This window comes from Salinispirillum marinum (assembly GCF_042650105.1).
GTDB classification, from domain to species: Bacteria; Pseudomonadota; Gammaproteobacteria; order Pseudomonadales; family Natronospirillaceae; genus Salinispirillum; species Salinispirillum marinum.
Map to the genome: position 1 here is coordinate 45,771 of NZ_JBHSAL010000008.1, position 24,511 is coordinate 70,281.

Below are 24,511 nucleotides of genomic sequence, written 5' to 3' on the forward strand. Positions count from 1 at the left end.
TCACCCCACACCACCCCAGTAAGGACAGAATATGCAGCAGTGGATCCGGTTCATTATTCTCTCGATTTTCTTGTCGGGTTCGGCGGCTGCATTCAGTTTGGAGCCGCGCATCGTGGGTGGCGATGAAGTGGCAGGCAGTAGCGAGGAAGATGCTTTTAGCTATACGGTAGGTGTGTTTTCATCCGGTGGCGTGTGTGGTGGAAGTTATATTGGCAACCGAATGATTCTGACGGCGGCGCATTGTGTGGAAGACAGTACCTCGGTGACGGTGCGCTTCAGTGAAACCGGTAGTATGTTTGTCACGGCAGGGGATTCGGTTTTTTATGCGAACGACACGGTGGTGATCAAGGTGTCGGATTGGTACATCCATCCTGATTATCGAGCGTCCTCGTACGATAATGATGTTGCCGTGTTGGTGTTGAGTGAGAACCCGCCAGGCTTTGCGCGGTCGATTGCGTTGGCCTCAAAGCCACAAACAGATTCAATCATCTCGAATAGGCTGACTATGACGGCCTATGGCTGGGGATTAACCCGTGAAGATGGGGACTTGGCTGATGAGTTGCAGTTTGTTGAGCTTGGTGCGGATAGCATGGAATACTGCCGTTCGCGATACGGCGAAAGCACCATCACTAACAAGATGATTTGTGCCGGCGGTTCGTCCCTTCTTGATCAAGGTCAAGACACCTGCCAAGGCGATAGCGGCGGACCTTTGGTTTATGTTGAAGGTGGCACGCCCTATATTGTCGGTATAACCAGTTTTGGTTCTGGTTGTGCAGAACTTGGAATCCCCGGCGTTTACGCTCGGGTATCGGCCTTTATTGATTGGATCAATGCCATGACACCGTCTTCCGTGCCCGTTTATCAACAGGTGGTGGGGCCGCGCTCTGGCGAGCCATTTCATGGCGCCATGGGCCCGGGGTGGTTAGTCGTTTTACTCGCACTGTTTTTCTGGGGCCGCCGCGTACGCTCGGGTTCGTTACAATAGCGGTGGTAAAGCGATGCCTGGCAAGCTGGGTTGCAGCTCAGGGCTGATCCCGTTACCTTCGCCCTGTTCCGGGAAGAGCCAGCGCAGCAGGTCGTAATAGCGCCGAATGTTCTGCACATAAACCACGGGTTCGTCGCCACGGGCAAAACCAAATCGGGTGAATTCGTAATACTCCGGGTCGCGTAATTTGGGCAGAATTTGCTGCAAATCCAACCAATGATCAGGACTGTATTCCAGCAATTCGGCGATACGTCGTGCATCCTCCAAGTGGCCTAAGCCCACATTGTAGGCGGCTAGGGTGAACCACATGCGGTCCGGGTCCGTGATGTGTTCGGGCAAACGGCCATAAAGACTGTTAATGTACTGTGCGCCGCCAAAAATGCTTTGCGTCGGGTTTAGGCGGTTGGTTACGCCCAGGTCGCCCGCCGTGCGCAAGGTCAACATCATGACCCCACGAACCCCCGTCGGGGACACCGCACGCGGGCGCCAGTGTGATTCCTGATAGCCCACCGCCGCCAGCAGGCGCCAGTCTAAATTGTACTGTTCGGCGGCCTGTTGAAAGTCAGTGATGAGCGCTGGTAAGCGCGACGCCACATGCCGTTCAAACAATCGAATGCCGACATAGTCAAATTCTCGTAGATGGCCAAAGTAACGGTCGAGTACCAATTGCAACTGACCAGAGGCCTCTTGTTGCTCAATAAAGGCGTTGGCCGCATCGCGCAAGCTGGTGTCTTTGTCGATGGGAAACAACCAGCCGACCGGAATGGGTTCCGTTAAATCAAATGCGTGGCGTAGGGTGGGGTAAAACGGTTGATAAAATGCGTGGTCATTGGAGTCGATGATGGCGTAATCCAGCTCACCAGCCACCACTTTTTTGATCAGCGCTTCAGTGTTCAAGGCGTATGCGGCGAGGTTCAGGTCAGGGTATTGCCCTCGTAACTCTTGCGCCGCTAGGGCTTGCGTGCTGTCCTGTTTGACCCCACCGCGCAGGCCAACCAGTTCCTCGGGCGAGCGCACCGCTGTCTGCGAATACACCACTTGATGCAGTGCTTCCATATACGGGCGCGAATAACCTAACGCGCTATCGGGAGGTGTACTCACCGTTAGGCCGCCAATGGCAATGTCGGCAAAACCTAACTCCACCGCTTTGTACAGTTCCGCGTAGGAGTTGACCGTTTGCACTTGCAGTTCAACCCCAAGGGCTTGCGCAAAGGTGCTGGCCCAACTGACTTCAAAGGTGGTGTTTTGGCCGTTTATGTGCCGGGTATCCTCGACCACGACGGCTCGCAGTAGGCCATCGCGCTGTATGGTTTCGACATGGGTTAAATTGGAAAAACCGAGAATAAACAGTATGACAACCACAGACAGGGCCATCGCCCAGCGCAGCGTGCGTTTTAAATAGCGTTGTCGGGTGAGAATGTGCATGTCAGCGATGAAACTTGCTCTGGTTTTGAGTATTATACGCGCCGCTCAATGCGTTCGTGCTTTTTTTAATCCTGAACAGAGGCAAACCCCACATGCTGGCTCTCCGCGGTGCTCCCGTTCTTTCGCCATTCCGTCGCCAAAAATTGTTGCGTACTTTGCAGGAAAGTGTTCCTGCCGTCACGGCGGTTTACGCAGAATATGCGCACTTTGCAGAGCTCAAGGCTGCCCTGGATGAGACCACAGAGGGCGTGCTTGCCAAGCTGTTGCAGTACGGTCCAACCGTGCCGGTGGAGCAGCCGGAAGGCCAGTTGATGCTGGTAGTGCCCAGACCCGGAACGATATCGCCGTGGTCGTCAAAGGCCACCGACATTGCCCACAATTGTGGTTTGCACCAAATCAAACGATTGGAGCGGGGCATTGCCTATTATATTCACGCTGAAACAGCATTAACGGAGCAGCAGACGGGTCAATTAGCGGATAGGTTGCATGACCGCATGATGGAAACCGTACTGGATGACCTGGCCGCAGCCGATATCCTATTTGCAACCGCCGAACCGGCTCCACTGACTACGGTGGATGTGCTCGCGGGTGGTCGGTCCGCGTTGGATGACGCCAATGTCACGCTCGGCCTCGCGCTGGCCGACGACGAAGTGGACTACTTGGTAGAAAACTACCAAGCCATGCAGCGGAACCCCACCGATGTCGAGCTGATGATGTTTGCCCAAGCCAACTCAGAGCATTGTCGACACAAAATATTTAACGCGGAATGGACGATTGATGGCGAGGTACAGTCGCATTCGCTGTTCAAGATGATCAAGCACACCTATGAGTGCTACCACGAGGATATCTATTCCGCGTATCAGGACAACGCGGCGGTCATCGGGGGCTTTTCCGCGGGGCGTTTCTACCCGGACCCGATCAGCCGGGAATACGGTTACCACGAAGAAATGACCCATATTCTGATTAAAGTGGAAACCCATAACCACCCGACGGCCATCTCACCGTTTCCGGGTGCGGCAACGGGCGCGGGTGGCGAAATCCGTGATGAAGGTGCTACAGGGTTGGGTGGTAAGCCTAAAGCTGCCTTAACTGGCTTTACGGTCAGCGATTTGCGCATTCCCGGGTTTGAACAACCGTGGGAAAGCAAATATGGCAAGCCGGGGCGCATTGTTTCGGCACTGGACATTATGGTAGACGGCCCCTTAGGTGGCGCAGCGTTTAACAACGAATTTGGCCGCCCCAATTTGGTTGGCTATTTCCGTACCTTTGAAATGGAAGCGCCCAGTGTGGCGGGCGACCAAGTTTGGGGCTATCACAAGCCGATCATGATTGCTGGCGGTTACGGCAACATCAAGCCAGAACACGTCGACAAAGCCTGGGATAATATTCCCGTCGGTGCGCAGTTGATTGTGCTCGGTGGCCCGGCCATGCAAATCGGTCTGGGTGGCGGTGCGGCGTCTTCCATGGCGTCCGGTACGGGCAGCGAAAGCCTCGATTTCGCGTCGGTGCAGCGCGGTAATCCGGAAATGGAGCGGCGCTGCCAAGAGGTCATCGATCGATGCTGGCAGTTGGGTGAACACAACCCCTTGGTGTTCATTCACGACGTAGGCGCAGGCGGTCTGTCGAATGCCCTCCCAGAACTGGTTAATGATGGTGGCCGCGGTGGCCTGTTCAATTTGCGTGCTATTCCGAATGACGAGCCGGGCATGTCCCCCTTGGCGTTGTGGAGCAATGAGTCGCAAGAACGCTATGTCTTGGCGGTGATGCCGGAGCAGCTTGCCCAGTTCACGGCCATTTGCGAGCGCGAACGTTGCCCTTTTGCAGTGGTGGGTGAAGCGACTGAAGCGCGACATTTGCGTGTTACCGACCCTTATTTCACCAATACCCCAGTGGATATGCCACTGAGTGTTTTGTTGGGTAAACCCCCGCGTATGCAGCGCTCGTATCAAACGCAACAGCGCCCCAGTGATGCATTCAAGCAAAAAATCGATTTAGCCGATGCGGCGGAGCGAGTACTCAAGTTGCCTTCCGTGGCTGGTAAAGCCTTTCTCATTACCATCGGCGACCGTTCTATTACCGGCACAGTGGCGCGTGACCAAATGGTGGGGCCATGGCAAATTCCGGTGGCCAACGCGTCCGTAACCACCACGGGTTACACCAGCTATACCGGAGAAGCCATGGCAATGGGTGAACGTACCCCGGTGGCGATTCTGAACCCTGCGGCATCCGGGCGTTTAGCCGTCGGAGAGGTGATCACAAACTTAGCCTCAACCCGTATCCGCAAACTGGGCGATATCAAAATGAGCGCAAACTGGATGGCCGCCGCCGGTCATCCCGGGGAAGACCAAGCCTTATATGAAACGGTGCGCGCCGTTGGTATGGAATTGTGCCCGGCATTGGGCATGACCATTCCGGTCGGTAAGGATTCCATGTCGATGAAAACGCAGTGGGAAGACAATGGACAAGCCAAGTCCGTGGTGTCGCCGGTGTCGCTGATCATGACGGGGATGGCGCCGGTTCTGGATGTCCGCAAAACGGTGACGCCGCAACTGCGTGACGATCAAGGTGAAACCGACCTGTTACTGGTGGATTTGGGGCGTGGCAAAAACCGTTTGGGTGCGAGTGCCTTGACGCAGGTATATCGACGGGTCGGGCAAACCCCTGCTGATTTGGACAGCCCCGATGATGTAAAAGCCTTTTTCGCGGTCATACAAGATTTGTTAGAGGACGATCGACTCCTAGCCTATCATGATCGCTCGGATGGCGGTTTGTTTGCTACCCTGGTGGAAATGGCATTTGCCGGGCGCATAGGCATCGATATTCATTTAGATGATGCGCTGCTGGCTGCTCAGGCAGCGGGCTCGGAAACCGGCGTGGCGGGGCAGTTATTCAGCGAGGAGCTGGGTGCCGTGCTGCAGGTTCGCCGTGCCGACATGATGGCTGTGCAACAGGCTTTCACGGATGCAGGACTGCAAGGTTGCGTACATCGGGTGGGTGAACCCAACGAAGATGACCTGATTCGTTTCTTTGTGCACAGCGATGAAGTCTTGGTAAATACCCGTACGCAATACCTGCGCTGGTGGTGGGAAACCAGCTACCGCATGCAAGCGCTGCGCGACAATGCAGAGTGCGCGAAAAGCGAGTTTGATGCGCTGTTGGATGCCGCAAACCCTGGCTTACACGCCCGACTTACCTTTGACCCCAATGAAGACATCACCGCAGGTTTGGCGAATGAACGCCCGCGTGTTGCTATCTTGCGTGAACAAGGCGTAAACGGTCAGATTGAAATGGCCGCCGCATTTGACCGCGCGGGCTTCAGCACACAGGACGTGCACATGAGTGATGTACTGACTGGTCGTGTTGATTTGGCGGATTTCCGTGGTTTGGTGGCGTGCGGTGGGTTTTCCTATGGTGACGTACTGGGCGCGGGTGAAGGCTGGGCAAAATCGATCTTGTTCAATGCCAAAGCCCGGCAAGCGTTCAGCGAATTCTTTGCTCGCCCGGACACCTTTGCCTTAGGTATCTGCAATGGCTGTCAGATGTTGTCGAATTTACATGAGATCATTCCCGGTACGGACCATTGGCCGCACTTTGTGCGCAATGAAAGTGAGCAGTTCGAAGCCCGTACGGTGATGGTTAAAGTGCAAGACAGTCCATCCATCTTCCTGCGTGGCATGGCCGGGTCGCGGCTGCCGATTGCCGTCGCGCATGGTGAAGGTCGTGCTGAATACGCGGATTCTGCCGCCGTACAGGCCGCCCTGGACAGCGGCACCGTCGCCTTGCGGTGGGTCGATAACTACGGCAAACACACGGAACAATACCCGTACAACCCGAACGGTTCGCCCAAAGGCATTACCGGGCTTTGTTCGGCCGATGGCCGTGTCACCATCATGATGCCGCACCCGGAGCGCGTGTTTCGTTCGGTAACGAATTCATGGGCGCCAGCCGAGTGGGAAGAGGACGGTGCTTGGTTGCGCATGTTCCGCAATGCTCGGGTGTGGGTTGCCGAGCAGGACGCGTAATTCCAATGTGGTGGGATATGTTGGCGACCCTTGGAGGCATCGCGTGCTTGGTGGGCATGGTGTGGGTGCTGTTGTTTATGAAAAAAGACAAGAGCGCCTTTTATCAAGTTGATCGGGACCAGATATTGGCCCTGCTGAAGCGTGTGCAATCCGGCGATGCGCACGATATGGAATGGCGCACGTTTTTGTCAGTGCGAATCAGTGCGGATGAATTTTTAGAGCACATTCGCGCCCGCTGCGAACAACTGGATGACCACTACCGCGGCACCAGCAGAGGCCGCATTCTAAACCGGGCTGGCCGTGAAAAGCTGGCCGAGTTAGTGGCCGAACTTGAGGCCTATGACCACAAAACTTTCTGAGGCAACGCGGGGGTTTGACCCGAAACCTGGCATCAGCCATCGCCCTGACCGTTTATATCTTGCCCCTATGGAGGGCGTGATGGACGCGACCATGCGGGACATCATTACCCGTCAAGGTCGATTCGACCTGTGTGTGACTGAATTCTTGCGCGTGGTCGATGAACTGCTGCCGGCTAAGGTGTTTTATCGCCTATGCCCCGAGTTGCATCATGGTGCACGTACGTCGAATGGTACGCCCGTGCGCGTCCAGTTGCTGGGTAACAACCCTGAAGCTATGGCCGCCAATGCGGCGCGCGCCGTTGCCCTTGGCTCGCCGGGTGTCGATGTGAATTTTGGCTGCCCAGCCAAAACCGTCAATCGTAGCCGAGGCGGTGCCGTGCTATTGACCGAGCCCGATACCCTGTATGACATCGTAAAAGCCATCCGCACAGAATTACCCTCGACCCAGCCCGTTACCGCGAAAATGCGCTTGGGCTACACCGACAGCACCCTGGCGCTCGAGAATGCGCTGGCGCTGGAATCTGCCGGTGCCGCAGAAATCGTCATTCATGCGCGAACCAAAACCGATGGCTATACACCACCTGCCTATTGGGAGCTGATTGCCCCGATTGCCGCACGCCTGCACATTCCCGTCGTCGCCAATGGCGAAGTCTGGAACCGGCATGACTATCTGCGATGTCAGGCTCAAAGTGGCGTGGCGGCGGTCATGGTGGGGCGAGGTGCGTTGGCGGTACCGAATGTTGCCGCCGTGCTGCGCGATGGCGCTTCTCCGATGCCATGGCACGAGGTGCTGGATAGGGTCATTGCCCTCGGTGAACACGACCAAGCGCATGGTAAAGCACGCTATATGCCGAGCCGCATCAAGCAGTGGTTGAATTACCTCAAAATAGGCTATGCTGAAGCACAAGCGCTGTTCGACGATGTGCGGCGCCTGCGTGATGCCGACACCATGGATGCTGCCCTGCGGCAGGCGCAAAAACACCATCCATCAACCAATGTAAGAGGATCACATGGCGAAGCCATTACCGAAGTTTCTCACCGCACGGCCGGAGGCGCATAAACTCATCAGTTGGTTGCAAAGCCTGCAAATCCGGTTTGCCGCGTGGCAGGATAAACGCACCGCAGAAAAGGCCGTGAAATCTGCGCGTCGCAAGTCGTCGGCGCGAGGCTAATCGAATATGGATGCAGCGTTTGGCTTGCAGCCGTGGCACGACATCGACCCCTTTCATTGGATTGATATTTTTGCTGCTTTATTGTGTGGCGTCATCATCGGTCTGGAGCGTCAATTGCGTGGCAAACCGGTCGGTATCCGAACCGCTTCATTGATCGTGATGGGCACCTATTTCTTTGTGGTCGCGGCCGAATCGGTATCGACCGACTTCACCGATCCCTCACGGATCATCGGGCAGGTGGTTACTGGCGTCGGTTTTTTAGGCGCAGGGGTGATGATGACCAAAGATGGTATGGTCTTGGGGGTAACGTCCGCCGCTGTAATCTGGGCCTTGGCCGCGATGGGGATCGTGGTGGCGGTGGGTGAGGCGCAAACCGCGGTAAAATTATCGGTGGTGTTGGTTATCCTGCTGTATGGCGTGGATATGTTGGAAAATTATTCCACGTTGTTTACGCGGGGAGTCCATGCGCGTTACCGCGATTGGCGCCGCCGTAGCACCGACACGCACAGTGACACCAGTAAATAACGGAGGAGAATTTATGACCTCAGCACTGAAAGCCTTAGTGTCCGCCGCACCGAAAGTAGAATTGCATCTGCACATCGAAGGCAGTTTAGAGCCTGAATTGATGTTTGCTTTAGCACAACGGAATGGTGTGGCACTGCCCTATAAGCGTGTCGAAGACGTGCGTGCGGCTTATCAGTTCAGCAATTTACAAGAATTTCTGGATCTCTATTATCAGGGCATGTCGGTATTGCAAACCGAACAAGATTACTACGACCTGACCATGGCCTACCTACAACGTTGCCAACAGGATAACGTTGTACACACGGAGATCATGTTTGACCCTCAAGGGCATCTTGAACGCGGCATCGCGTTTGCAACCGTATTTAACGGTATTTCGGGCGCCTTGCTTGACGCCGAGCGCCAATGGGGACTTTCGCACCGGTTGATCATGTCGTTCTTACGCCATTTGTCAGAAGAAAGTGCGTTTGCTGCCTTGGCAGAAGCCGAGCCTTTCCTCAAACATATTCATGCTGTGGGTTTGGATTCGTCTGAAATGGGCCATCCTCCCGAAAAGTTTGCTCGCGTGTTTGCGCGGTGCCGTGAATTGGGTTTGAAGATCACCGCACACGCCGGTGAAGAAGGGCCGCCAGCCTATGTTTGGCAAGCCATTGATACCCTGCAGGTAGACCGCATTGACCATGGCAATCGGTCGTTAGAGGACGATGCATTGGTGCAGGAACTGGTGAAACGAAAACTTACCCTTACCGTGTGTCCGCTGTCGAATTTAAAACTCTGTGTCGTGCCCAGTCTTACACAGCACCCCATGCTCGATATGCTGAAACAGGGTTTGAAAGCCACCGTAAATTCCGATGATCCGGCGTACTTTGGTGGGTATGTAAACGACAATTATCATGCCTTGATCGACCATTTGCCGTTAACTCATAGCCACCTGTATGACCTGCTGCGCAATGGATTTGACGGTGCATGGATGGACGACAAACAGCGACAACAGCACATACGCACACTGGACCAAGCGTTCAGTGTGCGGTGTTGATCTGCCGGAGCCGGGGAAAATCATGGCGATACCCATAACCATTGCAGATGATTCAACAATGTCCCGTAGGGCGGTTCGGCGTGCCTTGCCGCCAGAATGGGACGTCACAGTACATGAAGCGCAGAATGGGCTGGAAGCACTCCAAGCTTATGAAGAAGGTAAGGCCGAGGTACTGTTTCTCGACTTGACCATGCCCGAACTTGACGGCTATGGCGTGCTCGAATACCTGCACAGCACCCAGGCAAAATGCATCGTTATTGTTATCAGTGCTGATATCCAGCCGATCGCACAAGAGCGTGTAGCGAAACTGGGTGCCTTTCGGTTTCTGAAAAAGCCACTTGTGGCAGAAGAACTAAAAGAAACACTCAAAGAAGTGGGGTTGATCTAATGAATTCGATGTCGCTGGACCATCAAGACGCATTGCAAGAATTGATGAATGTTGCCATGGGGCGTGCTGCACGTGAACTGGCGATTCTGCTCGGGTTGCCTGTTACCTTGTCCATTCCATCGGTACGGCGTGCCACCGATGCTGAGTTGCTCGCCATTCAGCAAGCCCATTCAGACAGTTATTTCGTGCGCCAACCCTTCGACGGGGATGCCGTGGGTGAGGTGATTTCGGTACTCAGCCGCTCCGGTTGTATAGATGTTGCGCGCTTGTTGCGTGGGGAAGATCAAGCACCTGATGATCTATCGGAAGCGCTATTGGCGTCAGCGGGTATCTTATCCGGTGCCAGTTTACAGGGCTTTTTGCAGTCATTATCCATCGACACTACCTTGGGTAGCCCGCTGTTGGTCGATCCCAGTACGGAGCCAGCGTGGTTAACGCACGATTGGGGCTTGGCACTGCTGATTGAAATTGCCTTTGAAGTGCAGAACCTTGCTTTCACCAGTAAAACACTGATCTGTATGGCGGATGAAGGGTTGGAACGCGTATTGCACCAAGTGGATGAATTGCTGCAGGCTTAACAAGCCCATGCTATTTATAGCCACGTTTTTAGCTGTTCATACAGAAGAGGTTCAGTGATCAAACCTTGTCCTCCTAGCGTCAGAAAGCGGTAGCCTTTGGCGGCATCTTGAGCTGCAATCACGCCAATAAGGGGCACTGTGGGCCAAGATTTTTTAAGCAATGTGACCGCTTCTGCCCAATTCTGGATGTCAGGCGTGCAGTCCATGACGATGGCCTTTGGACTCCCCAATGACGCCATCCAACAGGCACTTGAAATACATGCAACCGATTCACCTCGCAGGGCGTCAATCCATTGGGCCGCTGTTAGTGGATTATTGGTATGCACCGCTATACCTATTGAATTGCTTTGTTCGCTGTATGTGTGGACGGACGGTAAGGGAATGTCCAACCAGAATTGGCTGCCCTTTTGTGGTTCGCTAGAAACGCCTAATTCGCCCTTCATTATGTGGGTCAGCTTCTTGCTAATGTACAGTCCTAGCCCTGTCCCTCCACGTATTCTGTTGGTTGCCGAGTTGACCTGGGTAAAAGGGGTGAACAAACGCGCTAACTGATCTTCAGCAATGCCTGGTCCAGTGTCGGTCACCATGAACCGAATTCGGTCATTTTCTAGGCGTGAGACCGACAGGCCAATGTGCCCTGCATCGGTAAACCGAGCCGCATTACTTGCAAGGTTCAACAACACTTGTTTAATGCGCTTCGAGTCACCGCAGACGTACCAGGGAATGTCAGTATCCATGTGTACCACAAAGTCTACTTGCTTATTTTGCAACGCAGGGGTGACCAGATGAAAAACATCAGCGAGGAGAGACGGTAAGGTGAACGTGGTTTGCTCGGCTTCAATCTGTCCGGACTCCATTGCGCTAACATCCAGTATGTCGTTGAGTACACCGAGTAAAGCATAGGCCGCGCCTTCCAATGAATGTAGGTGACGAATAGCTTGCGGACTTTGAGGCTGTACTTTTAGTAAGGCAGCAAGCCCAATGATGCCATTCAGCGGGGTTCTCACCTCATGACTCATCATGGTTAAAAATTCGCTTTTTGCAATATTTGCCGCCTGTGCTTGCTCTGCCGCAAGAATGAGATCCCGAGTGAGTTGTTCCGCTCTACTTCGTTGCCGTTGCTCGGCGGTTAGGAATCGAAATAAATAAAAAATTACGAAACTGGTGCTGATTAATAGAATGCCCACACTCAACCAGAGTGAACCCAGCAAGCGTAAGGTTTCTTCCCGGTTAATAGTAGACTCTTCACCCCTTACCTGGAGAACTCGATTAATAAAATCATTCGATAGCGCCAGTTGATGGTCGGATAAATTCCGTAACACAGTCAGGTTATCTGCATCGTTGTCCAACCAACGTTCCAGATGGTTCTCCAGCATCGCTATGTTGTGTGTAATATCGGACAGCAGTTTATTCAGCGTTTCATCAGCTTCAACCATGTCGCCAAGCTGACCGCTTTGTAAAATGGGAATTCGACTGTATAGAATGTCGAATCTGAACCATAGGTCAGATGCTTGTTGCTGGCTTGACCGACCATCATCAAACCGTTGTACAGTTTCTTGCCAGCGCATGCCCTCACGCTCTAGCTGAACGGCCGCCCAGAGTAAATTTTCACGCGCAGAATCACTGATTTGCTGCTGCTTTTCGGTCACGAGCCATAGCAGAATAGCGGCCGTGAGCATGAATGAAAGGCAAAGACCAATCATTAAGCTGAGTCGCCATTTGAATTTAGGAAAGCGTGATGACATTGGACTTCGAGTCATTAATGAACATGAATAGACTTGATCTGCCACACAGACCGATTGTGATAGCGCTCGACGTTCAATTCCGGGTTAGCGTCAAATGGGTATAGAACAAAGAGCGGTCCTTTATCACGCACGCGCATCGCTTGGCCGTTTTGGTCCATAGCAAGAATAACTGGGAGCTCATAAAAGTCACTGACCGGCATGGTAACGGCATAGTCGTTTAACGCGGTTATGGTCATCTCCGAGCCAAAAGCACCGACGAAATCCAGCAGCGCTCGGCCCAAGGGACCTTGATATTCGTCCTGTCCATCGCTCCAAGGCGTGCGTGTTACCGTTGCCTGCCACTCCAAAGCCTCCAGCAATGCTCGATCAAACACCGCTGAATCTTCTTTATTCGTGCGCGTTATCTCGCCGGTAATGGTGAGGATGATGCTACCTTCAGGCGAGGCAATGGCCATAGACTGAGCCAGCGCCAAAGGAGTTGCGCAGGTCAATATCATAACCAGCAAGCAGAGCAGTGATTTATGCATGATGTGATCTCCAAATAGATAATGGTTTACATGGATGCCAGTAGGGTTTGCGCCCATTGACGTGCCAAAAGGAATTGTTTGTTGAGATAAGCTACTTTTTTGGGGTCTATATTGATTAACTGGCCCTTTGCGTAGGCCTCGATCAACAGTAATAATCTTCCGTACCGGCCCGTATGTTCCAACAAGGCATTTTCCATCTCATTATCAATATGCAGTTGAGCGAGAATGTCGGCCATGGGCAGGCGTAAACTTTGATCCAGCGTCGAGAATAATCCCACGGTGAAGGCACGATCGGGATCCAGTGCACGGTCGGTGGCAGCCACTTGTCGGCAGAAGGCAGCCTTGGTTAATACATCGGGCAGGAGCAATGCCTTTTGGGGCTCGCCTTGGGCCAGTGAGAACGCACTGATCAGGATTCTGACGTGATTCAAGCCTAAGCGAACCAGGGCCTGCCTTAGACTTTCGACCACTTTCACTGTGCCGTGCGCAGCTTGGTTTGCTTGTTTTAAAAGCAACAACAAAATTCGAGGGTGCTGTGCGAGTAGGGCTTCCAGTACCGCTATTTCCGGTTCGGGTTTTTGTACTTCAGCCAATAGGCGAATCACTGAATGGTTGATCTGACGTTGCTCAGGCATTGCAATGTCTTGATTCAGCGCAGGTGCATAGAAATAGCCTTGAAATAGATCAAACCCCATGCTTTTTGCCGTTTGGAAGTCTGCCATCGTGCTGACATGGCTGGCAATCATTCGTACGTTCGGGTTTTGTCGTTGCCAGCGGGTCAAGTCATGGCTATTCAATGCCGCAGAATATTGAAGTTTTATAGCGTGAATTGAAGAGTGAGGGCTAGATTCCGGTATGGCATCCGTGACCAAGCATAGGTTCCATGGCAATTCATCGTGGCTGACGCGGTTTAGTAATGAAGCCAACGTTGAGTGATCGACATCAAACACTAAGCGCGGGTCACAGATAAGATTCAGCGAGTTGTTCAGAAGCCATTCTGCAGTAACTCGCACATGCAAGGTGCGTTGCCCAACAAGAGCATCTAAGCCGATTTCATATATCGCTACCATGATGGCGCGAGCCGTCGCTAGGGTCGGATTCTCCACGTCTGCTGTTGTTGCATGGGCAGCATGTCGGTATAGCAAGCTATCGGCATGATGACGAAAAACAGTATCGCAGATGGGTTGGATCGCTACCGTATATAACTGGGTCATGATGATGGTGTTACTCGGGCATACAATGCTTTTTGCGCTTCGGCAAGTGGTTCTGCTAACGCTTTGAACGCATGCATCATGTCGACTTGGTTTTGGTATTTTGCTGCATGTTCAAGTTGTTCGGAAACCTTGGCAGCCGCATCGGCACCAAACGTGCGGAGTAGCCCTTTCAAACTGTGTGCTTGCCTTTGCATCAAGGCGGCATCGTTTTCGACTAAAGCTTGTTCCATTTTTTCCAGCTTGCTGGGTAGCTCGGCGAGGAAGGGGTGCAGTATGGCTATAAGGAGTTCTTCATCGCCGCCGACTCGCGTGAGCGCAGCATGCCAGGACAGTGTGTCGTCTTGAGTTTGGGCGTTTTGTTCATGTACAGGCTCAAGTTTTGTGGAAGGTGATTCCGGCCAGGAGAGGAAGCGTGAAAGTACGGCCTGCAATTGATGGATAGCATAAGGTTTGGCGAGTACGTCATTAAAACCCGCGGTTAAATATTTTGAGATGTCTGACCCCACCAAGTTGGCGGTAATGGCTACTATGGGGAGGGCTTCGGCGCTGTATTGGCGGCGAATGTGCTCCGTGGTTTGAACACCGTCCATGCCCGGCATCATGATATCCATGAAAATGATGTCGAAGGTTTCGTGGGTCAAGCGATCTAATGCCTCCTGCCCTGACGATGTGATGACAACCAACGGTTGTCCGAGCAATTGCATTTGACCTAAAAAAAGTTCTTGATTCAGTGGTGTATCTTCCACCAACAATATCCGTGCATTCGTCGTTTCCGGGGCATGCTTCGGCGGTTTAGCCTTCATGAGCGGCAGAGACAGTAGGTCCGACAATGTGACAGGTGAGTGCACGATAGCATCGGCAACGCAGCTCGCCCGATGTTCTTCTGTTGGGTCGAGCAACAAACAAAAGGGTAGGGGTTTGATGCCCGAGTGTGCGACCTCGTTGAATAAGCGATCACCGCTCATACCGGGTAATTGTGCATCGGCAATCAATAATGTGATGGCTGGACCGTTGCTATTAATCGTTTGTTGGCGCAGATGAAACAAGGCCTCAGGGGCACTGGAACAGGCGACAACATTCGCCCCTAGCCATCTCAACAGACGGGCTAATGTTGTACTTTGGGTCGTATCGGCCAGCACAATCATGGCTGTTTGTGTCTGCATCACAAAATCCGCTGCCATACCCGTATCGGTTTTGTTTGGGATAAATGGTACGGTCAAGATGAAGGAAGATCCTTCACCGACAACACTTTCAACGGACAATGTACCGCCCAATGCCTCAGCAAACCCGGAGCACAACGACAAGCCTAAGCCAGTCCCACCCTGTTGTGTATGCTGCGCTTGTTGAAAAGGTTGGAAAATTCGCCCCTGATCTGCGGGGTCAATGCCTATTCCGGTATCTTTAACACGAAATATCAACATCGGTATTGACGCGTTTTCGGCTACGGAAATATGCAAGCTCACAGAACCCCGCGAGGTAAATTTCAGCGCGTTACTTAAGAGATTTCGGATGATGTGATTTAGAGCCTTCACATCTATGTTGATGCAGTCGGGTACGGTGTCATCCAAGGTATATTGCAAACGCAGACGTTTTTGTTGTGCATTCGCTCGAAAGACATCCAAGGTGTCCGATAGCCATTCGGGCACAGCGATATCCTGCGGTTGGGTACGGTATTCACCCGCCGCGAGCTTAGCAAAATCAAGGGTTTGATTGATCAGATACTGCAAATAGTGGCCGGATTGGCGAGCTTTATCTAAATGCCGTTCGTTCTCATTCTGTGAAAGATCGCCATTGATCAAGTCCAAATAACCCAGCAAGCCATTCAGAATGTTACGCATCTCATGGCTGACGTGTGCCAACATGCCCATGTTGTCAGCTGTTTCACGGCGGGCGTGTTCGCTCGTACTATTCATGGTTACAGGGTAATCCGTAAGATTGAATAAAAGGTCGCAGACGTTCTCTCGGAAGCGGTTTGCTGATGAGGTAACCTTGCAAATAGTCGACGCCAAGGGCATCGACATAGTCCCTCTGCCGCTGATCCTCAACACCCTCACAAATGGTACTTAACCCTAAACCCCTAGCCAGAGTGGTCAGGGTCCGTACGATGGTACGCATCTTGGCATTGGTGGTAATGTCGATGACAAAGGACCGGTCGATCTTGAGGCTAGTGACCGGAAACTTTAGTAAATACTCCATCGAAGAATAGCCGATACCAAAGTCATCAAGTGCAATGGAAAAACCCATATTCTTAAGTTCATTTAGAGCGCTTATCGACTGCTGAGGGTCTGCCATGGCAGTGCTTTCAGTAATTTCTAATTCGATCATTGCTGGCGTGGCGCCGGTTTCGTCAAGCGCCGACTGGACAATATGGACCAACGATGGATCGAGGAATTGTTGTGCCGCCAGATTAACACCCACGCGCCCTTGCCAGCCTGCATCGTACAAGCCCTTTGCCTGTTGAAACGCGGAAAATAAGACAAAACGGCCTAGGTGACGCATCAAGCCAAGGCGCTCGACAGAGGGTAAAAATTCTATTGGCGAACGAAAACGATCTTGTTCCGGGAAATACCAACGCAGCAGCGCTTCAGCGCCAAGTATGTGGTTGCTGGATAAATGCAATTGTGGTTGATAGAACAGTGAAAACTCACCGTTTGCGATGGCTTTTTTTATCGTGTTGTCATTATTTATGATCTTTTTGCCATCGTGGACTGCAAGGGTCGATCCCCAACATACCGGTAATTCAGGGTTTTCAAGGGATAGGTCTAATGCCAGTTGTGCCTGTTGTAGGATTTGTTCGGTGCCTAAAGAGCCATTGAGCGTGATAATGCCGGCTGCAATAGTGATTAATACAGGCTGCTTCTCAACGGTATATTCACATTCCAAAGACTGTTGAACATGTCTCAGTTGCTGCTCGGCTGTTGCTGGGTCGCGTGCACTGATCAGCAATCCAAAGCGACCGTCTTGCAGCGCATAGGATGAAATGTCCGTATGTTGTTTCAGGCGATCAGCCAGTAAGTGAAGCAAGCGCTCAAACGTTGACTGGGTGAGGGCACTGCTCAGGAGTGTGCTTTCCCGCAATTCGATGAACGCCAAATATCCGCAGGTACCATTCTCGGACAAAGTGCCGACAAAGCCCGGCAACGACTGTATGAGCAAGCGCCGGTTAGGCAGGCCCGTGAGGTCATCATGAAGGCGCAAGTACTCCAGCATATCTTCTGTGGTGCGTTGTTTGGTGATGTCCTGGAAGGCGCCGATCAATACATCCTGCTGTCCTGAGTGTGTGCCACCAACAGCCCGTATGATACGTGAACCCAGGTTAGGCACAGTGATTCTGAATTCTACGTGTAACTCGCGGGTTAAGCCTTGGTGGCCAAGCAATGTCGATTTTACCCGGGTACGATCATCCCGATGGACGAGCCCAATAACTGAATCAAGCCCTGTCGGCAGCTCAATTGACAGGGCGTCGTTCATGCCAAGCCATTGAAACGTTTGCTTTGTAAAGCTAAAAGTCCAGTACCCCATGCCAGCCAATTGACTGGCGTGCCGTTGCAAATCGTAAGCTTCTGCCAAGTGGCGCTCTTGCCGAGTGCTGCGTAAGGCAAAGCGAACACGTTGCCGTAACAAGGGTAAATTAATCGGTTTGCGCATGAAGTCCGTCGCGCCAACCTCGAACGAATGTTCAATAGACTGTATATCATCTGCCCCGGTTAACATGATCACGGGCACCCGATGAGTGTCCGGGTTTTGACGAATACGTTGGCAGACTTCAAAGCCTTCCATGTCCGGCATATGAACATCGAGAAGTACTAGGTCTACCTTATGTTCTGCTAGGTAGGTCAACCCGGAAATGCCCGAAGAGACATAGACGATGTTGCGGGCATTATCGTTTAGGCCCGCTTTAACCAATTCGCCAACATAGGCATCGTCATCGATGACAAGGATCGTTTCAGTTGTATCAGATGGCATCGAACTCTCATAGTCGAACACTGTTAATGCGGATGATAACCGAAATCTGTCGATACAGAATGACGTACATCAACATTAACCGGTTCCCGGCGATACAGTTGTATCACCGCTGAAAGCGAACCACCATGTCGTTTAAATTACGGGCCACTGTTTTAATTTCGCCGACGCTGTCCGACGCGGAGCGCGCCTTATCAATGCTGCCATTCGCCATGTCGGCGATACGTAACACCTGACGGTTGACGTCGTCTGCTACGCTGGCCTGCTCTTCCACGGCAGCGGCCATCTGGTTCGACATATCGCTGATGCTTTGCACGGCGTCGGATATGCCATTCAGCATGCGCTCTGTTTCTACGACCTGATCCAATCCTCTCTGCGCATCTTCTTTGCCATTGACGGCGGTATCAACGGCGACGTTCGCTTTTTGGGTCAACTCAGAGATGATGGTGTGGATTTCTTTGGTGGAGCCTTGCGTACGTTGCGCCAGCGTCCGCACTTCGTCCGCCACCACCGCAAACCCACGGCCTTGTTCACCAGCCCGGGCCGCTTCAATTGCCGCATTTAATGCCAATAAATTGGTTTGCTCAGCAATTTGTTCGATCACTTGAGCGGCGGAAGCAATGCGCTTGGTTTGTTCGGCCAGGTCCTGCACCGAGGTGCTGATGTCGGCAACCGAATCATGCAGGTGTTGAATGGCTTTACGCGTTTGCGTGGCGATGGTGCGTCCTTCGTTGGCGAGCTGGTTGGATTCACTGGCTTTATCTGCGGTAAGATGAACATTATCCGCTACTTCAGAAATTGTGGCGGTCATTTCATTCATCGCGGTGGCAACTTGCTCGGTTTCCTGTTGCTGGGCCAGAATTTCATGCACGGACGCTTTAGAGAGTTCGAGCCCATTTGCAGCTTTTGTATTGACGGTGTTCGCTGCGTCTTCGATACGGGTCAGGACAGTGATAAGGTGCGCTCGCTCACTGCGTAATGCCACTTCTAAAGCACCGCCGGAGTCTGTTGAGTCCGTGTAAGAACGCACGGCAAGAGGGTGATTAAAGGCTTGTTGGGTTAAATATTTAAGACTGCTCAAGACGCGACGTTGCGACCATGCGGTCCAGCCAAAATACGCTACAAAACCAGCCAGGATGATTTCAATCGCGAAATGAGTGGGTAGTTGCCAAAGGGCCAGTAGGGCCAATACGGCGGCCGTAGACGGAATAACGACGCTGCCTCGTTGCCAAGCGGGAGTCGGCTTAAAGCCTTGTTTGTTTATGGTCTGATACAGCTTCTCAGCGCGTGCGACATCCTCACGGCGCGGGCAGGTGCGCACGGATTCATAGCCGATGACTTTGCCACCTTCAGTGATGGGGGTAATGTAGGCATCTACCCAATAATAGTCACCGTTTTTACAACGATTCTTCACCAAGCCCATCCACGGCTTACTGTCTTTCAAATGCGCCCACATTACCTCGTAAGCCTGAGTGGGCATGTCGGGGTGACGTACGATGTTGTGCGGCTGACCAATCAGTTCTTCGCGCGAAAACCCACTGATGTCTACAAACGCTTGGTTGCAGTGCACGATTTTGCCTTTCAAGTCAGTCGACGACACTAGGCGAACATCAGCCTTAAAAGTACGTTCTTTGTCGGTGATCGGTAGGTTTTTGCGCATTCTAACTCTCCTGTTTATGCAATAAGGTTGGTTGAGAACTACATAATCACTGAAAACATTGGCTGTGGTTTACCATGGAAGTACCCTTGCCCGACACAACATCCCATGGCTTTTAATAGATCTTTCTGTATGGCGGTTTCAATGCCCTCGGCAATCACCTCGAAGTCCATCGCCTTGGCCATGGCGATGATGCCCTCTACCAAGTGCCGACCACGTTCTTCTTCAAGACGGTCGACGAAGATCTTGTCGATCTTGATCACATCAATCGGCAGATCCATCAGATAACCTAAAGAAGAATAGCCGGTGCCAAAGTCATCGATGTGAATTTTTATGCCCGAAGCACGCAGATTGGTGATGTTCTCCAGTGTGGTGGGAACTCGATCCACCAATACGCCCTCGGTGATCTCCAGAACAATGGCCGACGCTGGCAACTCGAATTCTTGTAAGGCTTCGTGAATAAATTCAAACAGATTAGGGTGGCCAAAATGTTGGGCCGTGATGTTAATGGCAACGGGTGGCAGCGGTGTTTTACTGCGTGCCAAGGCTGCGAACACTTTTTTGATGACGTAACGGTCAAAGTCGCGGCCTAGACCACAAGCTTCCGCGACGGGAATAAACTCGGCGGGTGATATGGCGAACTCACCTTCTTGCCAGCGGGCCAAGGCTTCATAACCCACCACTTGGTCGTTCCGTAGCGCTACCTTGGGTTGCAAATGGATGTCGATCTTGTCTTCTTGCAGCGCTAGACGCAGTCGCTCCTCTATATCAAGAAAACGGGTCATTTTCGCTTGTTGATTAGGGTTATAGAAGCGCACGGGTAAATCGCTGTTGTTACGGGTCATGATGGCGGACTCCGCCATGCGAATGAGTTCTTCTAACTCTTCGCTGTCGTCCGGGGCATGCGCAATGCCCACCCGCACGCGGATATCCAACGTAATGCTTTTCAGCTCGAAAGGCTGTTCAAGTTCACGAATCAGACCACTGGCAAGTGAAGCCGTGTCGGTCATGCTTTGTGCAGGGACAACCACCACAAAGTCGTCTCCGCTGAGGCGGGCCAGCAAGCAGTCTCCCGGCAAATGACGATGCAGTCGTTGCCCTATGGCGATCAATAATTGATCACCTGTTTCGTGGCCGTATTTTTGGTTAATTAGACCGAAGTGATTGCAGTCTATGTAGAGAACAGAAAACAGTGTCCGGTCGCGTTGCCACGTCGTGAAGGCAGACTGCATGGCATGACGATTGAACAAGCCGGTTAACTGGTCATGGTCTTGCAAATATTGGGCGCGTTTTAGCGCAGCTTCTCGCTCGGTGACATCCATGCCAAACCCTTGGATTTCTTCGCCAAACTCTTCGGTGTTGGGCATCACTTTGAAATGCCATTCGATACTGGCAATTTCGTTCGGCAACTGCATGTCCACCACCAGTACCAATTCGTTATTAGGGTCGCCTTTGGCGCGCAAATTCGACAAACAGTGTGCCACATAGGCTCGTTGGTCTTCGGTCACCAGCTCCGCAAATAATGAGCCAATTAAAATCGATTCATCTTGTTTGAGATGGCGAATGGCACTGTTATTCAGAAACGAGAGACGTGACTCCACATCTAACCGACAAATCATTTCTTTTTGATTTTGCACGATGTCTTTGAACCGTTTTTCGGCTCGGGCCAATTGCAAAAGCAGCTTGCGATGCGCCGTGAGGTCATGGCACACCCCAATGAACATATGGCCCTGTTCGGTTTCAGCCTCGCCGACGGATAAGTGCATCGGGAAGCTGGTGCCGTCCTTGCGCACACCCACCACATCCCGTCCAATACCGATGATGCGGGCCTTGCCCTCGTTAAGGTAGTTTTGAATGTATTGGTCATGCTCCGCAACCTGCTGTGCGGGCATCAATAAGGTAATATTTTTGCCAATGACTTCATGACGGGAATAACCAAACAAGAGTTCAGCAGCGTGATTGAAGGATTGCACGATACCGTGATGATTGATCGATATAATGCCGTCGACCGCGGCCTCAACCAACGCACCGTATAATTTGTTTAAATCCGTTTCTGAACTCATTCCTACACCTTTGTAATTGACACTCCTGCTCAGAGTAAAAAGTTGATGATCCGGTAAGTATAGGTCACTAAATTAGGAATGCATTAAAATACTGTTCAGAAGAGTTTTACCGGGCAAGTGAGGATATTTGATTGACCTTTGCGATTGCTTCTTCGTGGATTTGCACTACCATAGCCCGTCATGAATTTTCATCAGTTAGGATGTGGCGAGACAATGGCCAAGTCACTGGCGGACCAGTTGCTGAAAGCGGGTTTGGTGGACAAAAAGTCGGTTTCCAAAGCCAAACAGGAAAAGCGTAAACAGACCAAACAGGTGCTGAAAGGGCACGCCGAGGCCGATGTCGAAACGGCCGCGCGCTTGCGACAGCAGAAGCAAGAAAAGATCGAGCGCGACCGGCAGTTGAATGAAGCGCGGGTGGCAACGGAGCGTGCCAAAGCGATTAAGGCGCAAGTCCGGCAGATGTTGGAACAAAGCCAACAAACCGTGCAGGGCGACGTGCGCTTCAACTACACCGATGCTCGCACCCGAAAAATCAAGCAGATGTATGTGTCAGCGGAGGCGCAAGATCGTTTGGCGAGAGGTCAACTGGTGATCTGTGCGGACGACGAACGCTACGTTGTGGTACCAAGAAACGTGGCAGACAAGGTGGCGGAGCGGTTTCCCGAAGCCATTATTTTCTGCGCGGCAGAGAAGACCACACAGGTGGATGAAGACGACCCGTACAAAGATTTCCCCATTCCCGACGATTTGATGTGGTAGCCCAAGGAGCCACAATTGATGATGCAGTGCCGACCCACCTGCGGTGCCTGTTGTATCGCCCCCACCATTTCCTCACCAATACCTGGCATGCCTGAAGGCAAGCCGGCCGGTGTGCGTTGCGTGCAGCTATTGCCGGACTTGCGGTGTGCTTTGTTTGGCTCGCCGGAACGCCCGGCGGTTTGCTCGAAGTTTGCTGCCGATCCGTCGGTCTGTGGCACCTCTGCCTCCGACGCGCTCTTGATTCTCACAGAATGGGAGCAAGCGACGGCGCCTGATTCACCCGCTGGAACGCTAGAACGGGTTGCCTGACGTTTGCACGCGGCGATGGATTTCTTTGATTTCAGGATCGTTTCGATCAGCCGGTAGACCCAAACGCAGCATCACCGGTGACGTCGCCCAGTCAACCCGGCCAAAATAATTTTCACTTTTGGCGTTCAACAGCATATTGGCCGCCGTGACCAAGTCGGTGTGCGTCACACCATTACTCTGATTGTTCAATTTGCGATAGTTCGCTGGCACGAGGCAGAGTGTGTCGGGAAACTGCCACTGTTCCAGCATCATTTTACCCAAAGGGCCATGCAGATGGCCGGACAGTTTGTCGAGGGTGATGCCATCGATGTTCTTGTGGCTGTTTTCTTCAGCATATGTGAGTACGGGCAGGACGCCGATGCGATGCAATAGCGCGGCAAGCGTGGCTTCGTCCGGTGAAATGATGGTGCGTTCCGCCAGCACAGCCGCATAGCTGGCGACCTTTGCAGTCATTGACCAATTTCGTTGCATGCGTTCGGCCACCATGTCGGAGGTGGCTTGAAACATGTGCTTCATGGCTAGGCCAAACGCCAAGTTCGCGGTATAGCGAATGCCTAAACGGCTGACCGCCATTTGCAGGTCTTGTATGGGGAAGTTCACGCGAAATAACGGCGAGTTGGTCACTCGGATAATGCGGGAAGCAATGGCCGGGTCCTGACTGATCAGGCGCGTTAAGTCGGTGATGCTGGACTCAGGGTCTTCCGCCACCTCCCGAACCCGCATGGCCAATTCCGGCGGCGTAGGCAGAACCAGTTGCTCGCTGGCTACCAGCATCAGGATGTCGTCGCGTATCGTTTCTACGAGCGTTGCCATGCCGGGGTCCTGTCAGTCGGTGCCGAGTGCTGTGCACCCAACGATATCCTGTCCGTTCACGCGGAGTGAAGCGGTCTGATCACTAAGGGTTAAGATCGCCAACGCACACCAATGGGATGCCAGATCGGCACTGCGCACGACCTCGCCGACCGTGCTCTCCGGTTGCTCGATGGTGGTGACTGTACTGCCCACGTCGGGTGCTGTGCCGGAGCCGCTAAGCCGAAACAGTTGCCGTTTACTCTGGCCTTTGTAATGCAGGCGTGCAATGACTTCCTGGCCGGTAAAGCAGCCTTTTTTGTAGTTAACGCCACCCAGTACGTCCCAGGCAATCATTTGCGGTATCCAGGCTTCCGTGCTGTCGGGGGTGACCCACACCCAGCCTTGTTGAACTTCCCAGTAATTCCACGCCATTTCCGGTTGCGCCGCACCAAGAGTCTCCAATTCGGCCAGACGGGCTTCGTAGGATGTTTCTTCCAGGGCGTTCAGCCACTCCATGTGGTGCGTTCTGGACAGGGAGATGGTCACTCGATGTGCGTCGGGTTGCACCGAGCCAGCCTCACTCGATACGGACGATCCCGACAGACCCACACCATGCCATTGCGTGCTGATGTTATTCAGGGTGACTTTATAGAACACGGCGTACTTGCCCAAACGCTGGCGTGTGTCATCAATTTGTGCCACAGGCATGATCAGCCAAAACCGGTCATCACCCAAGCGTGCCAGGATGAAATTGGCATACAAGCGCCCCTTCGGGGTGCTCAGACCGCCCAGTACCCAACGACCGACCGATAAATTTTGGGCGTCGGCGGTGCATTGACCATGCAACAGCTTGCTGGCGTCTGGCCCTTGAATCTCCAGTACACCGCGCTGCAATAAGGGAAACCAACTCAGGGACATACATTCTCCAAGGAAAAGCGCTGGTGCAATCATATCAGCTTCTTTAGACTTCGCGTACCACGCAACCGCGAGAGGAA

The 24,511-nt window shown here is 52.7% G+C and carries 20 protein-coding genes; 10 read left to right on the top strand and 10 right to left on the bottom strand.

The window, feature by feature from the left end:
* Positions 1–31: 31 nt before the first annotated feature.
* Entirely contained in the window at positions 32–985 is a 954-nt protein-coding gene (locus tag ACFOSD_RS15440) for a serine protease (protein ID WP_380698151.1), read from the top strand.
* Here ACFOSD_RS15440 and mltF read toward each other — a convergent pair.
* Entirely contained in the window at positions 977–2,410 is a 1,434-nt protein-coding gene (gene mltF, locus ACFOSD_RS15445) for a membrane-bound lytic murein transglycosylase MltF (RefSeq protein WP_380698153.1), read from the bottom strand. The two genes, ACFOSD_RS15440 and mltF, sit on opposite strands and share 9 nt — an antisense overlap.
* 92 nt (positions 2,411–2,502) lie before the next feature.
* On the opposite strand from mltF, the gene purL reads away from it, so the two are divergent.
* The 7 genes from purL to ACFOSD_RS15480 all read left to right on the top strand — a co-directional run bounded on the left by purL (position 2,503) and on the right by ACFOSD_RS15480 (position 10,487).
* A complete protein-coding gene (gene purL / locus ACFOSD_RS15450) occupies positions 2,503–6,432 on the top strand; it encodes a phosphoribosylformylglycinamidine synthase (protein WP_380698155.1) in 3,930 nt (1,309 codons plus the stop codon).
* Between the two features lie 5 nt (positions 6,433–6,437).
* Positions 6,438–6,791 (top strand): hypothetical protein, encoded by a 354-nt coding sequence (locus ACFOSD_RS15455; RefSeq protein WP_380698157.1) that lies wholly within the window; start codon positions 6,438–6,440, stop codon positions 6,789–6,791.
* Positions 6,772–7,851, top strand: a complete 1,080-nt coding sequence (locus tag ACFOSD_RS15460; RefSeq protein ID WP_380698159.1) for a tRNA-dihydrouridine synthase — start codon at positions 6,772–6,774, stop codon at positions 7,849–7,851. Before ACFOSD_RS15455 ends, ACFOSD_RS15460 begins: the two co-directional genes overlap by 20 nt.
* A 118-nt stretch (positions 7,852–7,969) precedes the next feature.
* The gene (locus ACFOSD_RS15465) at positions 7,970–8,488 is read left to right on the top strand and encodes an MgtC/SapB family protein (protein WP_380698161.1); all 519 of its coding nucleotides are present in this window, start codon (positions 7,970–7,972) and stop codon (positions 8,486–8,488) included.
* Positions 8,489–8,501: 13 nt separating this feature from the next.
* Positions 8,502–9,521, top strand: a complete 1,020-nt coding sequence (locus ACFOSD_RS15470) for an adenosine deaminase (RefSeq protein ID WP_380698163.1) — start codon at positions 8,502–8,504, stop codon at positions 9,519–9,521.
* Positions 9,522–9,543: 22 nt separating this feature from the next.
* Positions 9,544–9,909: a response regulator gene (locus ACFOSD_RS15475; RefSeq protein WP_380698165.1), complete on the top strand. Its 366-nt coding sequence runs from the start codon at positions 9,544–9,546 to the stop codon at positions 9,907–9,909.
* On the top strand, positions 9,909–10,487 hold the full coding sequence (locus ACFOSD_RS15480; RefSeq protein ID WP_380698167.1) for a hypothetical protein: 579 nt from the start codon (positions 9,909–9,911) through the stop codon (positions 10,485–10,487). The genes ACFOSD_RS15475 and ACFOSD_RS15480 overlap by 1 nt, the downstream gene beginning before the upstream one ends.
* 14 nt (positions 10,488–10,501) lie before the next feature.
* On the opposite strand, the gene ACFOSD_RS15485 is transcribed toward ACFOSD_RS15480, so the two are convergent.
* From ACFOSD_RS15485 to ACFOSD_RS15515, 7 genes are all read right to left on the bottom strand, one after another.
* Positions 10,502–12,277, bottom strand: a complete 1,776-nt coding sequence (locus tag ACFOSD_RS15485; RefSeq protein WP_380698169.1) for a sensor histidine kinase — start codon at positions 12,275–12,277, stop codon at positions 10,502–10,504.
* Positions 12,247–12,759, bottom strand: a complete 513-nt coding sequence (locus ACFOSD_RS15490; protein ID WP_380698171.1) for a hypothetical protein — start codon at positions 12,757–12,759, stop codon at positions 12,247–12,249. Before ACFOSD_RS15490 ends, ACFOSD_RS15485 begins: the two co-directional genes overlap by 31 nt.
* A 26-nt stretch (positions 12,760–12,785) precedes the next feature.
* Positions 12,786–13,973, bottom strand: coding sequence for an EAL and HDOD domain-containing protein (locus ACFOSD_RS15495; protein WP_380698173.1), 1,188 nt, complete (start codon positions 13,971–13,973; stop codon positions 12,786–12,788).
* Positions 13,970–15,886 carry a hybrid sensor histidine kinase/response regulator gene (locus tag ACFOSD_RS15500; RefSeq protein ID WP_380698175.1) on the bottom strand — a complete coding sequence of 639 codons (1,917 nt, stop codon included), beginning with the start codon at positions 15,884–15,886 and terminating at the stop codon, positions 13,970–13,972. Before ACFOSD_RS15500 ends, ACFOSD_RS15495 begins: the two co-directional genes overlap by 4 nt.
* Positions 15,879–17,939, bottom strand: a complete 2,061-nt coding sequence (locus ACFOSD_RS15505) for a putative bifunctional diguanylate cyclase/phosphodiesterase (RefSeq protein ID WP_380698177.1) — start codon at positions 17,937–17,939, stop codon at positions 15,879–15,881. Before ACFOSD_RS15505 ends, ACFOSD_RS15500 begins: the two co-directional genes overlap by 8 nt.
* A gap of 103 nt (positions 17,940–18,042) precedes the next feature.
* Positions 18,043–19,596, bottom strand: coding sequence for a methyl-accepting chemotaxis protein (locus ACFOSD_RS15510; RefSeq protein ID WP_380698179.1), 1,554 nt, complete (start codon positions 19,594–19,596; stop codon positions 18,043–18,045).
* Positions 19,597–19,634: 38 nt separating this feature from the next.
* A complete protein-coding gene (locus ACFOSD_RS15515; protein ID WP_380698181.1) occupies positions 19,635–21,656 on the bottom strand; it encodes a putative bifunctional diguanylate cyclase/phosphodiesterase in 2,022 nt (673 codons plus the stop codon).
* A gap of 213 nt (positions 21,657–21,869) precedes the next feature.
* Between ACFOSD_RS15515 and ACFOSD_RS15520 the strand changes: the two genes are divergently transcribed.
* On the top strand, positions 21,870–22,415 hold the full coding sequence (locus ACFOSD_RS15520; RefSeq protein WP_380698183.1) for a DUF2058 domain-containing protein: 546 nt from the start codon (positions 21,870–21,872) through the stop codon (positions 22,413–22,415).
* A gap of 21 nt (positions 22,416–22,436) precedes the next feature.
* Entirely contained in the window at positions 22,437–22,724 is a 288-nt protein-coding gene (locus ACFOSD_RS15525) for a YkgJ family cysteine cluster protein (RefSeq protein ID WP_380698248.1), read from the top strand.
* Here ACFOSD_RS15525 and ACFOSD_RS15530 read toward each other — a convergent pair.
* Complete coding sequence (locus tag ACFOSD_RS15530; RefSeq protein ID WP_380698185.1) at positions 22,707–23,537, bottom strand: HDOD domain-containing protein; 831 nt, start codon at positions 23,535–23,537, stop codon at positions 22,707–22,709. The two genes, ACFOSD_RS15525 and ACFOSD_RS15530, sit on opposite strands and share 18 nt — an antisense overlap.
* 12 nt (positions 23,538–23,549) lie before the next feature.
* Positions 23,550–24,434 (bottom strand): CAF17-like 4Fe-4S cluster assembly/insertion protein YgfZ, encoded by an 885-nt coding sequence (gene ygfZ / locus ACFOSD_RS15535; protein ID WP_380698187.1) that lies wholly within the window; start codon positions 24,432–24,434, stop codon positions 23,550–23,552.
* Positions 24,435–24,511: the final 77 nt, after the last annotated feature.

Excerpts from the sequence above, each read along its gene's own strand:
- ACFOSD_RS15490 (WP_380698171.1), bottom strand. The coding sequence starts at position 12,759 with ATGCATAAATCACTGCTCTGCTTGCTGGTTATGATATTGACCTGCGCA.
- ACFOSD_RS15455 (WP_380698157.1), top strand. The coding sequence starts at position 6,438 with ATGTGGTGGGATATGTTGGCGACCCTTGGAGGCATCGCGTGCTTGGTG.
- ACFOSD_RS15470 (WP_380698163.1), top strand. The coding sequence starts at position 8,502 with ATGACCTCAGCACTGAAAGCCTTAGTGTCCGCCGCACCGAAAGTAGAA.
- ACFOSD_RS15515 (WP_380698181.1), bottom strand. The coding sequence starts at position 21,656 with ATGAGTTCAGAAACGGATTTAAACAAATTATACGGTGCGTTGGTTGAG.
- ACFOSD_RS15520 (WP_380698183.1), top strand. The coding sequence starts at position 21,870 with ATGGCCAAGTCACTGGCGGACCAGTTGCTGAAAGCGGGTTTGGTGGAC.
- ACFOSD_RS15460 (WP_380698159.1), top strand. The coding sequence starts at position 6,772 with ATGACCACAAAACTTTCTGAGGCAACGCGGGGGTTTGACCCGAAACCT.
- ygfZ (WP_380698187.1), bottom strand. The coding sequence starts at position 24,434 with ATGTCCCTGAGTTGGTTTCCCTTATTGCAGCGCGGTGTACTGGAGATT.
- purL (WP_380698155.1), top strand. The coding sequence starts at position 2,503 with ATGCTGGCTCTCCGCGGTGCTCCCGTTCTTTCGCCATTCCGTCGCCAA.
- ACFOSD_RS15495 (WP_380698173.1), bottom strand. The coding sequence starts at position 13,973 with ATGACCCAGTTATATACGGTAGCGATCCAACCCATCTGCGATACTGTT.
- ACFOSD_RS15480 (WP_380698167.1), top strand. The coding sequence starts at position 9,909 with ATGAATTCGATGTCGCTGGACCATCAAGACGCATTGCAAGAATTGATG.
- ACFOSD_RS15505 (WP_380698177.1), bottom strand. The coding sequence starts at position 17,939 with ATGCCATCTGATACAACTGAAACGATCCTTGTCATCGATGACGATGCC.
- ACFOSD_RS15510 (WP_380698179.1), bottom strand. The coding sequence starts at position 19,596 with ATGCGCAAAAACCTACCGATCACCGACAAAGAACGTACTTTTAAGGCT.
- ACFOSD_RS15440 (WP_380698151.1), top strand. The coding sequence starts at position 32 with ATGCAGCAGTGGATCCGGTTCATTATTCTCTCGATTTTCTTGTCGGGT.
- ACFOSD_RS15530 (WP_380698185.1), bottom strand. The coding sequence starts at position 23,537 with ATGGCAACGCTCGTAGAAACGATACGCGACGACATCCTGATGCTGGTA.
- ACFOSD_RS15525 (WP_380698248.1), top strand. The coding sequence starts at position 22,437 with ATGCAGTGCCGACCCACCTGCGGTGCCTGTTGTATCGCCCCCACCATT.
- ACFOSD_RS15465 (WP_380698161.1), top strand. The coding sequence starts at position 7,970 with ATGGATGCAGCGTTTGGCTTGCAGCCGTGGCACGACATCGACCCCTTT.
- ACFOSD_RS15500 (WP_380698175.1), bottom strand. The coding sequence starts at position 15,886 with ATGAATAGTACGAGCGAACACGCCCGCCGTGAAACAGCTGACAACATG.
- mltF (WP_380698153.1), bottom strand. The coding sequence starts at position 2,410 with ATGCACATTCTCACCCGACAACGCTATTTAAAACGCACGCTGCGCTGG.
- ACFOSD_RS15475 (WP_380698165.1), top strand. The coding sequence starts at position 9,544 with ATGGCGATACCCATAACCATTGCAGATGATTCAACAATGTCCCGTAGG.